The 14,379-nt window shown below is 67.6% G+C and carries 13 protein-coding genes; 8 read left to right on the top strand and 5 right to left on the bottom strand.

Features of this window, described 5'->3' with window-relative positions:
* Positions 1–7: 7 nt before the first annotated feature.
* Positions 8–643: a response regulator transcription factor gene (locus D892_RS0131365; RefSeq protein ID WP_024805040.1), complete on the bottom strand. Its 636-nt coding sequence runs from the start codon at positions 641–643 to the stop codon at positions 8–10.
* 176 nt (positions 644–819) lie between these two features.
* On the opposite strand from D892_RS0131365, the gene D892_RS49810 reads away from it, so the two are divergent.
* Both D892_RS49810 and D892_RS0131355 read left to right on the top strand, forming a co-directional pair.
* Entirely contained in the window at positions 820–1,377 is a 558-nt protein-coding gene (locus tag D892_RS49810) for a hypothetical protein (RefSeq protein ID WP_024805039.1), read from the top strand.
* Positions 1,378–1,413: 36 nt separating this feature from the next.
* On the top strand, positions 1,414–1,884 hold the full coding sequence (locus D892_RS0131355; protein WP_024805038.1) for a hypothetical protein: 471 nt from the start codon (positions 1,414–1,416) through the stop codon (positions 1,882–1,884).
* Between the two features lie 40 nt (positions 1,885–1,924).
* Here the strand turns inward: D892_RS0131355 and D892_RS0131350 are convergent, their stop codons facing one another.
* Positions 1,925–2,911 (bottom strand): NAD(P)H nitroreductase, encoded by a 987-nt coding sequence (locus tag D892_RS0131350; protein ID WP_024805037.1) that lies wholly within the window; start codon positions 2,909–2,911, stop codon positions 1,925–1,927.
* A gap of 201 nt (positions 2,912–3,112) precedes the next feature.
* On the opposite strand from D892_RS0131350, the gene otsB reads away from it, so the two are divergent.
* On the top strand, positions 3,113–7,075 hold the full coding sequence (gene otsB / locus D892_RS0131345; protein ID WP_024805036.1) for a trehalose-phosphatase: 3,963 nt from the start codon (positions 3,113–3,115) through the stop codon (positions 7,073–7,075).
* Positions 7,076–7,379: 304 nt separating this feature from the next.
* Here the strand turns inward: otsB and D892_RS0131335 are convergent, their stop codons facing one another.
* From D892_RS0131335 to D892_RS0131325, 3 genes are read right to left on the bottom strand one after another with little or no spacing between them, the layout of a single operon-like run.
* The gene (locus D892_RS0131335) at positions 7,380–8,564 is read right to left on the bottom strand and encodes a site-2 protease family protein (protein WP_024805035.1); all 1,185 of its coding nucleotides are present in this window, start codon (positions 8,562–8,564) and stop codon (positions 7,380–7,382) included.
* A 19-nt stretch (positions 8,565–8,583) separates the two neighbouring features.
* Positions 8,584–8,772, bottom strand: coding sequence for a hypothetical protein (locus D892_RS47155; protein ID WP_156959754.1), 189 nt, complete (start codon positions 8,770–8,772; stop codon positions 8,584–8,586).
* Positions 8,773–8,803: 31 nt separating this feature from the next.
* Complete coding sequence (locus D892_RS0131325) at positions 8,804–9,358, bottom strand: flavodoxin domain-containing protein (protein WP_024805034.1); 555 nt, start codon at positions 9,356–9,358, stop codon at positions 8,804–8,806.
* Between the two features lie 327 nt (positions 9,359–9,685).
* Between D892_RS0131325 and D892_RS48010 the strand changes: the two genes are divergently transcribed.
* The 5 genes from D892_RS48010 to D892_RS47150 all read left to right on the top strand — a co-directional run bounded on the left by D892_RS48010 (position 9,686) and on the right by D892_RS47150 (position 14,369).
* Positions 9,686–10,570 carry a hypothetical protein gene (locus tag D892_RS48010; protein ID WP_198037025.1) on the top strand — a complete coding sequence of 295 codons (885 nt, stop codon included), beginning with the start codon at positions 9,686–9,688 and terminating at the stop codon, positions 10,568–10,570.
* 156 nt (positions 10,571–10,726) lie between these two features.
* Positions 10,727–11,629, top strand: coding sequence for a universal stress protein (locus D892_RS0131315; protein ID WP_024805032.1), 903 nt, complete (start codon positions 10,727–10,729; stop codon positions 11,627–11,629).
* 71 nt (positions 11,630–11,700) lie between these two features.
* Positions 11,701–13,113 (top strand): serine hydrolase, encoded by a 1,413-nt coding sequence (locus D892_RS0131310; RefSeq protein WP_024805031.1) that lies wholly within the window; start codon positions 11,701–11,703, stop codon positions 13,111–13,113.
* 209 nt (positions 13,114–13,322) lie between these two features.
* Complete coding sequence (locus tag D892_RS0131305; RefSeq protein WP_024805030.1) at positions 13,323–13,919, top strand: hypothetical protein; 597 nt, start codon at positions 13,323–13,325, stop codon at positions 13,917–13,919.
* Positions 13,920–14,219: 300 nt separating this feature from the next.
* Positions 14,220–14,369, top strand: a complete 150-nt coding sequence (locus D892_RS47150; RefSeq protein WP_156959753.1) for a hypothetical protein — start codon at positions 14,220–14,222, stop codon at positions 14,367–14,369.
* Positions 14,370–14,379 lie beyond the last annotated feature (10 nt).

Raw genomic sequence — 14,379 nt, 5'->3', positions numbered from 1 at the left:
GGGTAACTCACCTGCCGCTGTGCAGTTTCGATGCGTAGACCGCGGCCTGGGTGCGTCGCTCCATGCCGAGCTTTGCCAGCAGCCGGGAGACGTAGTTCTTCACCGTCTTCTCCGCCAGGAACATGCGTTCCGCGATCTGCCGGTTGGTCAGCCCCTCGCCCAGCAGGTCGAGCAGTTTGCGTTCCTGCTCGGTGAGCGTGGCGAGCGGGCCGTCCGGCTCGGTGCCGCGGCGCAGCTGGTCCATCAGGGCCGCGGCGGCGCGGTTGTCCAGCAGGGAACGACCCGCCCCGACGTCCTTGATGGCCTGGGCCAACTCCATGCCCTTGACGTCCTTGACGACGTAGCCGCTCGCACCTGCGAGGATCGCATCGAGCATGGCCTGCTCGTCGGTGAACGAGGTGAGAATCAGGCAGCGCAGGCCGTCCAGTCGCGACAGCAGGTCACGGCACAGTTCGATGCCGTTGCCGTCAGGCAGCCGGACATCGAGCACGGCCACGTCCGGGCGCAGCGCGGGAATCCGGGCCATGGCCTGCGAAACGTCGCCCGCCTCGCCGACCACGGTCAGTTCCGGGTCGCCCTCGAGGAGGTCGGCCAGCCCGCGCCGGACAATCTCGTGGTCGTCGACCAGGAACACCTTGATCATGGGTCCCATCCAATCTGCATAGGGGATACCACCACCACGATAATCCGGCGAATCGCCTGTCGGTGCGGACCAAAGTCATCTTTCGAACGCCGAATGCCCTCCCGATCGTGTGGTGTTCGGGGGCCGGAAATTCATGGGACCTTCGGCCCTACATGCCCTGTCGGCGCGGTGGTGGGATGACCGAGATTGTTCGGGTTGCGATGGAGGAAGCGGGTCGGTGTCGAGCGAGTGCGGAGCTGCGGTGGGAAGTCGACGAGGGTATGGATTCATCGATCCGTGGAGTGGGTGCCACGGCGGATATGGCGGACCGTGCCTGCTTCCAGGTGGCGCAGGGCGAGAAAAGTGATGTCGTCCAGGCGGTCGACGTGACGGAGCCCGTCGTCGAAGTCGAGGCAGTCCAGGACGCGGAACCCGTCCGGCAGCACGAAGATGTCACCGGCGTGCAGATCGCCGTGCCCGTCGACGATGCGTCCGGTCGTAATTCGCTTGTCGAACAGGGGTTTGCGACCGTCGAGATAGCGGTTCACGAGCTGGTCGAGGCGGCGGACGAGTGGGTCTCGTTCAGAACGGCAAAGGGTTCGTCGGACATTCCGATCCTTCCAACGGATTCGGTGTTCGCTTCCGATCTCAGCGTGCTCTGTGAGATGACCAGGGGCTTAGAGGAATCGGACCGCAGTATCGAGGCACTCCGGCCCGATCGAGTGACGGCTCCGGAGTGTGCTCGGCCGGACTAGCATGGAAATGCTGCCGGGTCCGATCAGGAGCGCTTTATGCGATGGTACGCCGATTATCTGCGCTGGCTCTATCGCGGTGGCCGCCCGAACCTGTTTGCGAGACTGCAGAATCGGGCTTCGGCGCTGATGTTCGCCGCCGGCGTGCTCCCGCATCGGGTAGCGGCCCTCGGCATTCGCGGCCGGCGCAGCGGCCGGATCATCTGGTTTCCGGTGGTCCTGACCGAGTTCGACGGGCACCGTTACATCGTCTCGATGCTGGGTGAGACGAACTGGGTACGTAACCTGCGCGCCGCCCAAGGCCGGGCCGTGCTCCGGCACGGCCGCCGGGAGAAGGTGCGGCTGGCGGAGGTGGAGCCGGCGTTCCGCGCACCCATCCTCTGGCACTACGTGCAGGTGGCACCCGGTGCGCGGCCACACATTCCGGTCGGCCGCGATGCCGCACCCGCCGCGTTCGAGCGCATCACCGCCGACTACCCGGTGTTCCGAATCGAACCCGGAGCGCGGTGAGGTAACGAGACCTGCCTGGTAATGAGGCCGCCCCGGATTTCTACGACCGCGGGGCGGTCATCCGGAGAATGTCGGCGAGCGGCAGGCGCGGTGTCGGCGCGGGTTCGTCGTGTGCGGGGGCGGTACCGACGCGAATCACCACCTGCGGCACCATGGTTCGCCCGGTGAGCTTCTGAACGACGCCGCGGGCGCCGGGCAGTTCGGTGAGGTGGGTGAGCGGGCAGGTGGCGTATCCGGCGAGGGTGCATTCCAGCAGCACCCGGGACAGCACCTCGCCGCACCGCAGCCAATCCTCGGGCGTGTCGGCATCGGTCGACAGGACCAGTATCTTCGATCGGTCGGTACCGAGCTCGGGTCGGCGGGGCTCCCCGCCGGTGGCCGGTAGCTTACGCCCGATGGTGACGCGCTCTTGCTCCTGCGGAGTTGTCAAGGCCTCGCGGGGAATTCCGGCGGATCCGACGACATGCCCCGTCCACCAATGCAATTCGGCATGATAACTGGAGTCGTAACGGCGCAGCGCGGCACTGAGTTCGGAGGCGCGCGCCAAGTCGGGCCGCGTACTGTCGGCGAGGATATCGAGGACTGCGTCGGCGGGGTCGAAGGTGGTGCGCAGAATGGTCTCGAAATCGTCCCACCCGGGCGGCTCGGCGAACGGCAGGCGGTCGGTATACCGCGCCACGATGGCGTCGGCACGGTCGCGGTCGCCGGTGGTGACGATCCGGGACGGGCCGAATCGCACGGTGGCCAGGTGGTCGCGGCGGTTCGGATCCGGGAACCGCCGGACGAAGGTGCGCCACCCCGCCGCCGCCATGGCGGCGTGGAAATGGTCGAGGGCGATACCGCAGCTGAGGGTCATCTGCCGTCCCGAGGTGTCGGTGGCGGGCAGCATGCGATTGTGCACGGAGAACAGCTGCACGGAGCTGCCGTCGGACACCCACCGCCACGGCTGGCTGTTGTGCAGGGACGGGGCGCGTCCGGCGAGCAGAACCGCCTTCTCGACGACCGCACCGGTAGGCACGTTGTTCATGTACCTCACGCTACGAGCCCGAGGCAGGCCGGGGAGGTGCCGTTGGTCCCGACTACTACGGACCGTCGGCTTCTCCCGGCCCGGTGCGGAAGACCGCGACGCGCCGTGGGGTTACCGTGGGGGGACGGAGTGCCCGTCGCGGTACCGGAGGGACTTGCGGCCCTGGCCGGGCGACGGCCCGGCACCGATTCTGATGGGGTGATGCAGACGGAATATGTTGGCCCACTGATCGATTCACGCCGCCATGATGCGGTGATCTTCGATATGGACGGAGTGGTGACCGACAGCGCATCCGTCCATGCCGCGGCTTGGACCGAATTGTTCGATGCCTTTCTGGCCACCCGGCCACCGCATGCGGCCGAAGACCACTCGCCGTTCACCGAGTTCGATTACGAACGCTACGTCGACGGCAAACCGCGCTCCGCCGGGGTTGCGGATTTTCTGGCCTCCCGGGGGATTGCGCTGCCGTACGGGGAGCCGTCGGACGGACCGGACACGATGTCGGTGCACGGTCTCGGCAATCGGAAGGATCAGTTGTTTCTGGCGCGGATCACCGGTTCCGGAGTGTCGGCGTTCGGCACGACCGTCGCGCTGGTGCGGCGGCTGCACGCGGCCGGTATCGGTACGGCCGTCTTCTCCGCCAGCCGCAACTGTGCTCAGGTGCTGGCGGCCGCCGGGATCGCCGAGTTGTTCCCGGTGCGTGTGGACGGGATCGTGGCCGCCGAACTGGGTCTGCGTGGGAAGCCGGATCCGGCGATGCTGACCGAGGCGGCGCACCGGCTCGGCGCCGATCCCGAGCGCACCGTGGTGTTCGAGGACTCCGAGGCCGGTGTGACCGCCGGCTCCCGCGGTGGATTCGGGCTCGTCATCGGTGTCGACCGGGTCGGGCACGCCCAGCGGCTGCGGGCTGCCGGTGCGGACGCGGTGGTTGGCGATCTCGCGGACGTCCGCATCGGCGCAGGTTTCCGCCGCATGTCCGAGGTACCGGACGCGCTGGCATCCTGGCCCGGCATCGCGGATCGGCTCGATACCGAAAAGGCCACGGTACTCATGGATTTCGACGGCACACTCGTCGACATCGTGGGCGATCCGGCTGCCGCGAAGCCGGCCGATGATATCGAGGCGACTTTGGCCGGACTGGCCGAACAGTGCCCCGTCGCCATACTCAGCGGCCGAGATCTCGACGATCTGCGCTCCCGGGTGGCGGTCGACGGACTGTGGTACGCGGGCAGCCACGGCTTCGAACTACTGGCCCCGGACGGCAGTCGCCACGTCCACGACGCCGGGCCGGACGCCGAACAGGCATTGATCCGGGCCGCGGACGAACTCGGGCGGCGGCTGCTGCACGCGGTGCCGGGCACTCTGGTGGAGCACAAGCGATATGCGGTCGCCGTACACCACCGCAACGTCGCCGCCGATGCGGTGCCCGGGGTGGTGAGCGCGGTACACGATGTGGCCCGCCAGGTGGGGTTGAGGGTCACGACCGGCCGCAAGGTCACCGAGCTGCGACCGGACGTGGACTGGGACAAAGGCCGTGCCGTGCAATGGATTCTGGATCGCATCGGCACCCCGGCGATGCCGATCTATCTGGGTGACGACCTGACCGACGAGGACGCCTTCGACGCCGTCTCCGGCGCCGGTTTGGCAATCGTGGTGCGGCACAACGAAAACGGCGACAGGCACACCGCCGCGCAGTTTGCGGTCGCCGGCCCTGCCCGGGTGCGGGAGTTCCTGGACCGGCTGGCAGTCCGGCTCGGACGCGAATCCACCTGGGCGCCTTCGCAATCCTGGATACTGACCTACGACGGGTACGACGCGGCAACGGAGAAGCAGCGCGAGGCGCTGTGCACCGTAGGCAACGGATATCTCGCCACCCGCGGCACGGCCCCCGAATCGCGCGCCGGCGCACAGCACTATCCGGGCACCTATATCGCGGGTATCTACAACCGGCTGACCGACGAGATCGCCGGGCGCACAGTCGACAACGAGAGCTTGGTGAACATACCGAACTGGCTGCCGATGACCTGGCGCATCGACGACGGCGACTGGTTCGACGTCGATTCCGCCGAGCTGCTGGACTATCGGCAGCAGTTCGACCTGCGCACCGCCGTGCTGATCCGGCAGCTGCGGTACCGCGACGCCGCAGGCCGCGTCACCTCCGTCACCCAGCATCGGTTCGCCTCCATGCACACACCACACGCCTGCGCGTTGCGGACCACGCTGGTGGCGGAGAACTGGTCCGGCCGGCTGACCGTGCGTTCCGCTGTCGACGCCGCCGTGCGGAACTCACTCGTCGACCGATACCGCGAGCTGTCCGACAACCACGTGGACACTATCGCCGCTACGCCGATCGACGCGAGCACTGTTCTGATCCTGGTGCAGACCAACCAGTCACGCATTCCCATCGCTACCGCCGCGCGCACAGTGGCCGGGAGAAATGGCGAGAACTGGTCCGCGCCAACCGAACTCGTCCGCACAGGAGGATTGCTGGGACACGACATCACGATCGAGGCGGCTGCCGGGGAGCCGATCGAGGTCGTGAAGACCGCCACGGTGTTCACCGGTCGCGATCCGGCGGTGTCGGCACCCGACGACGCGGCCGTGCGGCTGCTCGGTGAACTCGGCGATTTCGACGAGCTGCGAACCGCGCATACCCGTGCTTGGGAGCAGCTGTGGTCACGACTGCGCCTCGACCTCGACGGCAGCGAGCATTCCCTGCGCGTGCTGCGGCTGCATCTGCTGCACCTGGTACAGACGTTGTCGCCGCACACGAGGGATCTCGATGCGGGTGTCCCGGCTCGCGGCATGCACGGCGAGGCGTATCGCGGCCATATCTTCTGGGACGAGCTGTTCGTGCTCCCTGTACTGAATCTGCGTTTTCCCGCACTGTCTCGCGCGCTGCTGCGCTACCGGTTCCGGCGCCTGCCCGAGGCACGACGTGCCGCACGCCGAACCGGTTGCGCCGGTGCGCTGTTTCCGTGGCAATCGGGCAGTGACGGTCGAGAGGAAAGCCAGCAGCTGCACCTGAATCCCCGGTCGGGGCACTGGAATCCGGATCCCAGCTCGCGTGCCCATCACGCGGGCCTCGCGGTGGCCTACAACGTGTGGCAGTTCTATCAGGCCACCGGTGACGTGGAGTTCCTCGGCGATCTCGGAGCCGAACTCCTGGTCGAGATCGCTCGATTCTGCTCGGACACAGCGGAATACGATTCATTGGACGGCCGATATCACATTCGAGGTGTCATCGGGCCGGACGAGTTCCACTCCGGTTATCCGGCCGCCCCCTTCGACGGAGTCAACGACAACTCCTACACCAACATCATGGCGGCATGGACCATGCGCCGTGCCCTGGACGCGGTGCAGGTTCTCCCACCGCGAGACCGGGAACGGCTGGCGGTCACGCCGCCGGAGACGGCGCGCTGGGCAACCGTCGCCGACCGCATGTTCATCCCGTTCCACGACGGTGTCATCAGCCAGTTCGACGGCTACTGCGAATTGAAGGAACTGGACTGGGGCGATTATCGCGGTCGCTACGGCGACATCCAGCGACTGGACCGGATCCTCGAGGCCGAGGGCGACGACGTGAACCGCTACCGGGTCGCCAAACAAGCCGACGTGCTCATGTTGTTCTATCTGCTGTCCGCCGAGGAGTTGCGAGAATTGCTGGGACAGGCGGGATATGAGCTGCCCGGTGCGATGATCCAGCGCACCGTGGACTACTACCTGTCCCGTACGTCCCACGGTTCCACCCTCAGTGCTGTTGTGCACGCCTGGGTGCTGGCCCGTGCCAATCGGGATCGGGCGCTCGAGTTCTTCGGCAGTGTTCTAGAATCCGATATCGCAGACATTCAGGGTGGTACCACGGCCGAAGGGATTCACCTGGGCGCCATGGCCGGCAGTGTCGATCTGGTACAGCGCTGCTTCACCGGCCTGGAGATCCGAGGCGACCGCTTGATTTTCGCGCCCCGCTGGCCGTCAGCACTGGGAACGCTCGTATTCCCGATCGACTACCGCGGCCACCGGCTCACCGTCCGAATCGACGCGACCACCGTCGAGGTCAGCTCGGACGCCGACGGGGCGCCCCCGGTCGAGATCGAATGCCGCGGTTGTGTCGAACGGCTGACTGTGGGGTGCACGGTGCGGCTGTCGGCTGCCGAACCGTGAGGTTGCCAACCCTGGCACAGCTGTTCGGACAGCACCTCGAACACTCGGCCGTCCGGCGTCAGGCGGTCGTCACCAGGCTGACTCCGCGCCGGACCGGCACGTCCGGGAATTTCTCCTGCGATCCCGCCAGCCGTTCGGCCAGCGCCGCCCGTTCGTCGGTCTCGATCTCGTTCACCGGGAACAGCAGGTACGGATCGCCGGCGAACCGGCCGATGTTCAGGTCGGCACGAGGATTACGGTGCCGCCCTGCCGGATCGACCGGGGCGCGGCTGTCGCGATAGGCAGTCTCGCGCCGTGGCAGTTGTCATGGCAGTGCGTCCCGATCCGGTGTCAGGCGGAGTTCGTTGGGCGGGCTCACCTTTCGGGTCGGCAGGCCGAGTGCGGATCGGTCGCAGGCGGTAGTGAGGTCGGTGGCGGTGACGATGCCGATGAGACGGCCCGACGCGTCGACGACGGTGATCGCATCGAGCGTAGGCCGCAGGACCACGCGGGTGGCGGCGTCGGCGAGCAGCTCGTCCGCACCGGCGATCGTGCCCGACGGCAGGCGTCGGGCCACCGCGTCGATCCGGGTGGCGTGGCGAACGGGGGCCGGCACCGCCGCGAGATCCGACCAGGCGAGGATCGCGACCGGGCGGCCTTCCGCGTCGACGACCGGAAAGACCCGGTGACCGGAGTCGGGTGCGCGCGAATCCAGCAGCTGCATGACGTGCCAGAAGTGGGGTATGGCCATCGGGTTCGGGGTCATCACGTCCCGGACCCTGGTGTCGCCCAGTCGGTGTCGCATTCCGGCGACGGTGAGCTCGGCGTGCGCCGCGGTCTGCAGGAACCAGCCGAGGAGCATCAGCCACGCACCGCCGAGATGCCCGAAGGCGATGATCTCCGCGATGCCGAGAACGATCAACGTGGTCCCGAGGAACTGTCCGCTGCGGGCGGCGACGGTCGCCGCGCGCAGTCGGTCACCGGTGCGCCACCAGATCACCGCGCGCAGTACCCGGCCGCCGTCCAGCGGTGCGCCCGGAAGCAGATTGAACACGGCGAGCACCACATTCGTTAGCGCCAGCCACCCGAGAGCGCCGGCGATCGCCCCGCCGGGAGCCGTGACCTCGGCGATTGCCGCCAGGCCGAAGGCGAGGGCGCCGATGCCGAGGCTGGCCAGCGGTCCGGCGATCGCGATCCGGAAGTCGGCGCGGGCGTCGCGTGGTTCGTCGGTGAGTTCGGAGGCTCCGCCCAGCAGCCACAGCACGATGCGCTCGACGCGCACTCCGCTGCGTGTGGCGACGATCGAATGCGCCAGCTCGTGTGCCGCCAGCGATGCGAACAGGGCGAGTGCGCCACCGACGGCTACGGCCCACACGACGGCGGTGGTCCCCGTGTCGCGCAGGTGGGTGCCGAGCATCCAGGTGAACAGCGCGATGGTGACCAGCACCGACCAGTGTGCGCCGAGGCGGATTCCGGCGACACGGCCGAGGGGGATCGTTTCGTGCAACATCGTTCGACAACCTTTCGAATCAGCTCCACCGGCCGCGCACGCGGGGCGCGGGGCGGTCATCGCTGTGCATCGCGAGCAGCAGCAGTACGGCGCCCGCCACGCCCATCAATGCGCACAGAAGGACAGCGGGCAGTGTGGTGATCAATGCCAGTGCGGCGAGAAGGATCGACAACGCGATCACATACATCGGCGTGTGGCGAAGTGTCATGGTCCCCGGACCCCTAACGTTCTCGGCTTCCTCAGGGGTGAATGACAGACGTCTGCGGTTGGGGTAGCCGCAGCGCCTCGGCGATCGTCCTGGTCCAGGCGGCGATCGCGGCCCAGTCCCGGAGATCGCCGAACCGGCCGCCACCCAGCAGCCGGTGGCGCAGCCGGGCGCGCAGCGAGACGCCGGTGCGTTCGTAGTGTCCGGCGAAGGCGTGGAAATCCCGGGCACCGATCGAATCTCGCAGTGCCGCAATCCGTTCGGGCACCCGCTGCGCGATGCGGCGGCCGATGGGCCCGCGCAGCGCGGCGGAAACCCCCACGCTGAACATCCAGACATCGCGGTCGGCGAGAGCGTCGTGGTGGTGACGGACGAACTCCCCGGCGGCCGGAAGATAGTCCATGTTGTGCACGGCGCTGCCCAGCACGACGGCATCGAACCGCGACAGCTCAGGGGCGTGCTCTACGTCGGCGACCTCCACCTGGGCACCGCGATTGGCGAGGTCATCGCCGATGTACTGGGCAATTTCGCGCGTTGATCCCTGCGCGGTTGCGAATATTACGGCGATACGAGGCTTGTTGGGCTCCATGCCCCAAAGCCTCCGCGTACGGTGTGTGGACGGTGAGAGGCGACGTGCCTGATGACGGCGGGACCAAGGTCATGTCGACAAGCCGTTCGGATTCGTTGCCGGGGCGGGACATGGACTGCGCACCGATGGTCCCGGGCCTCGGTGGCTAAGTGCTCTGCCGGTCCTCGTCGGTACTTCGCACAGTGGTGAGCGAGCCCGTGCAGGCCGGGCGACGCGGGCGGAACCGCGTCGGAGAGCGGAGAGATCGACATGAACAGACTCGAGCGGCAGTTGCTTTCGCTATTGGATGCGCTGCGGCGAGAGTCGAGTGCGGGCAATGCGCGCACGGTGCGCGATGCCGTGGTCGCAGCGCGGCCGGTTGCCGACGCGCTGGACGCGACGAGTTCCCAGCAGCGGCCGGTGCGCAAGTTCTACACGTACCTCGACGCCGCCAGCCGGGACGCGTTGGCGGACCCGGTCGCCTGTTCGCATCCGGAGTGGATGGACATCGAGGACGGGCTGCGTGCGGCGCTGATTGCCAGCAGGCGGGACTCGTCGGTCTTCGACCTGTCGTGTGTGCGAGACGACCTGGAGCGGTTGTCCGACCGCATCGATGAGCTGAAGCCTGAGCAACGAGAGCCGCTGCACTGCCTGCTGTCCTATGTCGACGCCAAGAACCGCGCGGCACTGGAGCTGGCGATGTGGCGCGATTGGAGTCTGCCGAGCCGAGCTTTGCGCACGGACCCCCTGACGGCGTACCGCTTACGAATCGGTGTGATGTCCGGGTACGTCACCGGCTCGGGTCGGCAGGGTCACGGCCTGTGCGATCACGGTGAGTCCCGCCAGTACACAGACCGGTTGCAGCCAGCTGAAGGTCTCGATCGTGTAGATCTGCACGATGATCCAGCCGACGAGCAGGGCGCCGCTGATCATGGCGATGGCCGGCGCTCGCGGGTCGCTGCGCGCCGTGACCACGGCCGTGAACGCCATGGGGATCCCCACCATCAGTGCGAGCGCCAAGGCGGCGACTGCGGGACTGTCGAAGGGGAGTCGTTGCTCCACGGTCGCGCCGAGATCGATTGTCCCGGTGGCCAGTCCAGCGGATCCGGCGAGCGACCAGATCGCGACGACACCGGACAGGAGCGCCAGTACGGACTGCCGGATATCGATCCGGCGCTTGTTCCGGGCGACCATCATGAGACCACGATCGCTCGATTGCCGTGGCTCGGGTAGAAGCGATGTACCCGTGCCGCCGGTGACCTTCGGCCGCCCCGCGGCGCCACCCGGTACTCACGCGGGCCGCAGGTCCACCCGCCGCATGACCTTGTTCTCTGGGCCCTGTACCCGCACCGGCGCGATGCTCGAACGGACACCGACGAAGGAGGCATTATGGCGGACCCCGAGACCCCCCATATCGACCCGGCCAACCCACCGATCGTGGTCGCCGTGGACGGCTCGGCCATCTCGTATCAGGCGGTCGAATGGGCGGCAGTGGATGCTGAAATGCGGCACTGCCCGCTGCACATCATCACCTCCCAGGCGTTCCCGACCGGCTACGGTTTCGGCGCGGCACTGGGGGAGCCGGAAATGGAGTGGCTGCGCAGCGACGCACAGCGCGTGCTCGCCGAGGCGAGCCGGATCGCGCACAATGCCGTGCCGGGAGACACGATCGCGGTCACGACCGAGCTGACCTTCGACCTGATCATCCCGACGATGATCGATCGTTCCCGTGAGGCGCGGATGGTCGCGGTCGGCAACCGCGGGCGCGGCGCCATCGGCCGCGCCGTTCTCGGGTCGGTGAGCACATCGCTGACCCGGCACGCGCACTGCCCGGTCGCGGTGGTGCACGGTAGCTCGCAGGCTGATGCGGTATCGGCGCGGAAGCCGGTGGTCGTGGGCGTCGACGGCAGCACCAACAGCATGTCCGCCATCGAGCTTGCGTTCGAGGAGGCGTCGTGCCGCAAGGTGTCGCTGATCGCCGTGCATGCGTGGAGCGATACCACAGGATACGACCTGCCCGTGCACGGCTGGGGGGAGATCCGGACCTCCGAGGAGATGATGCTGGCGGAGAGCCTGGCTGGTTTCGGGGAGCGTTGTCCCGAGGTGCCGGTCGAACGGATCGTGGTGTGCGACAGGCCGGTTCGATCGATCCTGGAGTACGCCGACGGCGCCCAGCTGGTCGTGGTGGGAAGCCACGGGCGTGGCGGGTTCGCCGGTATGACGCTCGGGTCGACGAGCACCGCGGTCCTGCACGCGGCCGAGTGCCCGGTGATCGTGGTGCGTGAGCGATGAGTTCGGGTATCGGAATGGGCGCCAGCCCTCGACAGGTCCGAGATCACTTGTCGGACACTAGCAATAGGCCGTTGGCGGCTCGGGTCGCAGAACTGTTCAACCGCCGACCGGTCGTCGGGGCTGTGGTCGCGGTGGTGCGCGACGGCGAGGTGGAGTTCGCGCGGCACGGGCTGGCGGATGTCGCCGCGCATCGGCCGGTCACGGAGGACACGGTGTTCCGGATCGCGTCGATCACCAAGACCTTCACCGCGATCGCGGTGCTGCAACTGTGGGAGCGCGGACTCATCGATCTCGACGCGCCCGCCAATGACTATCTGCGCGGCTTCCGATTGGTCGCCGACGACGTGGACTTCGGGTCGGCGACGGTCCGGCACCTGCTGACACACACCTCCGGAATCGGCGAGACGGCGTACCCGTGGCACGCGCTGCGACCGGATTTCGGGGAGAGCGTGCGACCGGGGTCGCCGGTGCCCGCGCTCGGCGAGTACTACCGGCACGGCCTGCGAGTCCAAGCCGAACCGGGCACCCGATGGACCTACACCGACCACGGATTCGCAACACTCGGCCAGATCGTCACCGATGTCACCGGCATCCCGCTCGCGGAATACCTTCGCGCGCACGTCTTCCGGCCGCTGGGCATGTTCGACACGACGCTGACCTCCGCCGATGTCCCGCGAGTCGATCGGGCCACCGGATACACCCTGGGCGCTCGCGGTCCGGAACCGGTTGTTCACCGCGAAATGATCACCGCAGCAGCATCTTCGGCGTGCTCCTCCGCCCGCGATATGGCCCGATACCTGAGTGCCCTGCTGGCCGGCGGACGCAACGATCACGGCCGCGTACTCGAGTCGGACACGCTGGCAATGATGTTCGCGCCGCAGTACCAGCCGGACCCGCGTGTCCCGGGAATGGGCCTGGGCTTCTTCCGAGGGCTTGTCGGGGCCCACCGGGTCGTCGAACATCAGGGCATTCTGCCGGGTTTCAATTCGCAGATATGGGTTGCTCCGGACGACCGGACAGGGGTGCTGGTCTTCGTCACCGGTGGCCACCGGGCTCTGCTGTGGTTGCCCGCCGAGACCTCGACCTTGATGCACGACGTTATCGGTGTCCCGGAACCCACTGTCCGGACCGATATTCCGCACCACCCGGAGATCTGGACCGAGATCTGCGGCCACTACCGGCTGCCCGGCTCGCTCGCCGACATCCGCGCGCGGGCGATGGTGGGCGCCGGTATCGAGGTGCGCATCAGAGCCGGACAGCCGGTGCTGCGCGTACTGACTCCCGTGCCGTCCCTGCTACGCGGGCTGCCGTTGCATCCCGATGATCCGGACGACCCGCGAGCGTTCCGCATCGACCTCACGCGATTCGGAATCGGCACGGGCCGAATCTTGTTCGGCCGGGAGTCCAGTACCGGAACAGCGGCACTGTACTTCGATCTGCATCCCCTGACCATGGTCCGCCGGACGGGTTGGCTGCGGCGGTAGAGAGCACAGCGCGCACCTGCAGTGGCACGGTGGCATCCCCCGTGCGCGCTGGTCGAAGAGCGGGGTCGGCCGTGCCGTCGCCCGTGACCTTGTCACCTCTACGAGGACGAATTCTGCTGCTGGACTTGGTGGTACGAGAGACATGCTGGCAGGAGGGCGCGGTAAGTGGCGGAGGACGGGCTAGGAACGCGGAGGGACATGGGTTCGCCGTGAGCGAGATGCTGCTGCACTATGTGGCCGTCGCCGGGGTCGTGTTCCTGGTGAATCTGATGCCGGCGTTCGGTCCACCCAACTCGGTGGTGCTGGTGTTGTTCCGGCTGAACTGGCACCTCAACCCGGTTGCCCTGGTTGTCATCGGCGCGTTCACCTCGGGCGCCGGGCGTTACCTGCTGGCCGCCGCGACCAATCGCCTCCGTAGCCACCTCAGCCCTCGGCGCAGGGCCGGGCTGCAGGCGGCCAACGACTATCTCACCGGCCGCCGCGGCCGGTCACTGGCCGGGCTCGGATTGTTCCTCGTATCTCCGCTGCCGTCGGCACAGATGTTCGAGGCCGCCGGGCTGATGGGGGTGCGCCTGCTCCCGATCACTGCCGCGCATGTGCTGGGGAGGCTCGCCAGCTTCTCCTTCTATCTCGCCGCGACCACCGCCGCCGAGCGCAATCTCGGCGCCACGTTCATCGACCCGCTCACCTCACCGTACGGCGTTGCCCTCCAGGTCGCGCTGCTCATCGCCATCGTCCTCCTCGCCCGCATCGACTGGACCAAATACCTCCCCGGTACCGACCCGCGCGGGCGCGCGGATACGTAACCCTGAAGGCGCCGGAGGCGAGGCCAGAGTCCTTGGTGCGGCTCGGCGAGCGTGCTCGGTTGTCTCGGCTGTCATCGACGTGATCCCCGTCGGCATCACCACCGAGCTCGCGGAACTGCTGACACGCCCCGGGAGCGAACAGCGCCGCCGAACGCGGCGAAAGTCCTCATCCCATAGAGTCTTTGCGACAGGCTTACCGGATCTTCGGGCGTCTCGGCGGCGATGACCATGGCCTCTGCCGCGATGGTTCGCCCATGCGGTGTCCTGGAGTGATGCCTGGCGAGTCCATGGGAGGTCGTGATGACACGGTCGCAGGCCGCCGTCCACCATCTCGCCTCGGCTCCAGTGGTGGTCGGCGTCGACGGTTCCGCCGCCGATACCGCCCTGGACTGGGCCGCGGACCATCGAACGGACTTCGACATCGGGGAACTTCGCCCGACAACGCCGTAGCGTTGGGACC

Origin of the sequence: Nocardia sp. BMG51109, assembly GCF_000526215.1 — a bacterium.
Classification (GTDB): domain Bacteria; phylum Actinomycetota; class Actinomycetes; order Mycobacteriales; family Mycobacteriaceae; genus Nocardia.
This window is presented reverse-complemented; position numbering and strand designations above follow the sequence as displayed.

What these genes read in the sequence shown, in the direction of transcription:
- D892_RS47150 (WP_156959753.1), top strand. Translation starts at nt 14,220, where the DNA reads ATGACACGGTCGCAGGCCGCCGTCCACCATCTCGCCTCGGCTCCAGTG.
- D892_RS47155 (WP_156959754.1), bottom strand. Translation starts at nt 8,772, where the DNA reads ATGACACTTCGCCACACGCCGATGTATGTGATCGCGTTGTCGATCCTT.
- D892_RS0131315 (WP_024805032.1), top strand. Translation starts at nt 10,727, where the DNA reads ATGGCGGACCCCGAGACCCCCCATATCGACCCGGCCAACCCACCGATC.
- D892_RS0131325 (WP_024805034.1), bottom strand. Translation starts at nt 9,358, where the DNA reads ATGGAGCCCAACAAGCCTCGTATCGCCGTAATATTCGCAACCGCGCAG.
- D892_RS0131365 (WP_024805040.1), bottom strand. Translation starts at nt 643, where the DNA reads ATGATCAAGGTGTTCCTGGTCGACGACCACGAGATTGTCCGGCGCGGG.
- D892_RS0131335 (WP_024805035.1), bottom strand. Translation starts at nt 8,564, where the DNA reads ATGTTGCACGAAACGATCCCCCTCGGCCGTGTCGCCGGAATCCGCCTC.
- D892_RS0131355 (WP_024805038.1), top strand. Translation starts at nt 1,414, where the DNA reads ATGCGATGGTACGCCGATTATCTGCGCTGGCTCTATCGCGGTGGCCGC.
- D892_RS49810 (WP_024805039.1), top strand. Translation starts at nt 820, where the DNA reads ATGACCGAGATTGTTCGGGTTGCGATGGAGGAAGCGGGTCGGTGTCGA.
- D892_RS0131350 (WP_024805037.1), bottom strand. Translation starts at nt 2,911, where the DNA reads ATGAACAACGTGCCTACCGGTGCGGTCGTCGAGAAGGCGGTTCTGCTC.
- otsB (WP_024805036.1), top strand. Translation starts at nt 3,113, where the DNA reads ATGCAGACGGAATATGTTGGCCCACTGATCGATTCACGCCGCCATGAT.